Consider the following 1,312-nt stretch of genomic DNA (forward strand, 5'->3'; position numbering starts at 1 on the left):
ATCGGAGCATTTGAGTATATGTAGACCGCTGGAATCATTATGTGATTCATAAGGGGAATGAAAACTGAAGTTCCTACGTTAGCTCAATGGCCAGACATTCTTTCATCGTTGTCATCTAGTCTTGATATTGAAGAAACCGCGATCAAATTTGGAGCTTTGCTGCGAAAGCGTGAAATTTCAAGCGGACGAGATCTGCTGCGCCTTGCCATGGCATATGGTCCCTGTGGCATGTCGTTGCGTAGCACTGCAGCGTGGGCAGCCCTGAGCGGAATCGGGGAGCTGTCGGATGTAGCTGTTCTCAAGCGGCTTCAAGGGGCCGGAGACTGGCTTGAGCATATTCTAGGTAAGCTGCTGTCACAGGCAGGCAATCAGACCTTCCCGAGCGGACACCGTCTCCGGTTGGTGGATGGTAGCTGTATTTCCGGGGTGGGCTCTAAGAAGATCGATTACCGCTTACACGCCAGCTATGATCCTGCTGCCGGACGCTTTACGCATCTTGAGATAACCGATGTGCACGGCGCAGAAAGCTTAGCACGAGGACCAATCAAGAAGGGCGATATTCACATTGCAGACAGGGGCTATGCTCAGGCAAACGGACTTCATTACATCCTCAAGGAAGGAGGAGATTTTCTTGTACGAACCGGTTGGCGCAAGGTTCGTTTGCGCCAACCCGATGATACGCCGTTTGACCTGTTTGCCGTATTGCCTGAAGCTAAATATGATCGGCCCGTTGATCGTCAGATTACTATTTTGGGAAATTCAAAGGAGCAAGATATTCCCGCCCGTCTGATCATCCTGCGCAAACCACCTGAAGCGACCGAGCAAGAACGAAAACGCCTGCGCAGAACCGCAAGCAGGAAATGTACTAAACTGAACCCTTCCTCACTCGTCGCCGCTGAATACATGTTGTTGTTGACGTCTTTACCAGAGGATCAGTTTGACGCTGTCAGCATTGCCGCGCTCTACAGGGTCCGCTGGCAGATTGAGCTAGCCTTCAAGCGCCTTAAAAGCCTTATCCATATTGACCGCCTGCCTGCAAAGAACCCGGCTCTTGCCAAAACCTGGTTGTTGTCACATCTCATCTTGGCTCTGCTGATTGAGCGTCAAAGTGAAGAATGCATGGCTCATTCTCCTCAAGAAGAGAGTTTAAAGCAACGTTCTCCGTCCAGATGGAGGTTACATAAGCTGATCATTCAGGCCTTCATTTCAGCAATTCAGGGAGCATGGGATCTGACTAACATCACAGTTAACGCCAGCAGCTTTTGGCGAGGTATATGCGAACCTCCCAGAAAGCGAAAAATTCAACGAATTC

Annotated in this window: 1 protein-coding gene; it reads left to right on the forward strand. The window is 50.2% G+C overall.

Annotated elements, in window-relative coordinates:
• Positions 1-57: 57 nt before the first annotated feature.
• Positions 58-1,312 (forward strand): IS4 family transposase (locus tag PsAD37_RS01720; protein WP_063294674.1); only part of this gene is annotated, 1,255 nt, incomplete at its 3' end.

Origin of the sequence: Pseudovibrio sp. Ad37, assembly GCF_001623075.1 — a bacterium.
Classification (GTDB): Bacteria; Pseudomonadota; Alphaproteobacteria; order Rhizobiales; family Stappiaceae; genus Pseudovibrio.